1 pseudogene is annotated in these 1,164 nt (G+C 59.1%); it reads left to right on the forward strand.

Features of this window, described 5'->3' with window-relative positions:
• Positions 1-925: pseudogene (locus OQK_RS00795) on the forward strand (phenylacyl-CoA dehydrogenase); the annotation flags it as partial.
• Positions 926-1,164 lie beyond the last annotated feature (239 nt).

Below are 1,164 nucleotides of genomic sequence, written 5' to 3' on the forward strand. Positions count from 1 at the left end.
CGCTCGCCTCGGTACCGCACTGCAAGGTCTGGCTCACGCCGAAATCGGCTTCCAGGGCGGTCTGAAATACGCTCGTGATCGCCTGCAAATGCGCTCGCTGACTGGCCCGAAAGCGCCGGACAAAGCCGCTGACCCGATCATCGTCCACCCGGACGTGCGCCGCATGCTGTTGACCATGAAGGCGTTCGCCGAAGGCAACCGCGCGATGGTCTACTTCACCGCCAAGCAAGTCGACATCGTCAAATACGGCGTCGATGAAGAAGAGAAGAAGAAAGCTGACGCCCTGCTGGCGTTCATGACCCCGATCGCCAAAGCGTTCATGACCGAAGTCGGTTTCGAAGCCGCCAACCACGGCGTGCAGATCTACGGCGGCCACGGTTTCATCGCCGAGTGGGGCATGGAGCAGAACGTTCGCGACAGCCGCATTTCGATGCTGTACGAAGGCACCACCGGCATCCAGGCTCTCGACCTGCTCGGCCGTAAAGTGTTGATGACTCAAGGCGAAGCTTTGAAAGGCTTCACCAAGATCGTCCACAAGTTCTGCCAGACCAACGAAGGCAACGAAGCCGTTCAGGAATTCGTCGCGCCGCTGGCTGCACTGAACAAGGAATGGGGCGAGCTGACCATGAAGGTCGGTATGGCCGCCATGAAAGACCGCGAAGAAGTCGGCGCGGCCTCCGTGGACTACCTGATGTACTCCGGTTATGCCTGCCTGGCCTACTTCTGGGCGGACATGGCGCGTCTGGCTGCGGAAAAACTGGCTGCCGGCACCAGCGACGAGGCGTTCTACACCGCCAAGCTGCAAACCGCGCGCTTCTACTTCCAGCGCATCCTGCCGCGTACCCGTACCCACGTGGCCACTATGCTGTCGGGTGCTGGCAACCTGATGGACATGAAAGAAGAAGACTTCGCACTGGGCTACTAAGCCTTAACGCAGTCTGACGAAAACCGCTGCTCCCGTTAGGGGGCAGCGGTTTTTTTGTTTGCGGATCGCTCAGATAGTCGAGCTTCCGGCCGTTACAGAGACCGTGTGTGATCTGGATCACATTGTATGGGCTTGGCCGCACTTTGCAGGCACAATGCCATCTCTTTGCTATGACGGGTCGGAGCTTACCCTTGCCGCGTTCTTCCGCTGTGCGTTTCAGCCATTTCCTGCCATCACTG

Origin of the sequence: Pseudomonas sp. R62 (assembly GCF_000257605.1) — a bacterium.
Classification (GTDB): Bacteria; Pseudomonadota; Gammaproteobacteria; order Pseudomonadales; family Pseudomonadaceae; genus Aquipseudomonas; species Aquipseudomonas atacamensis.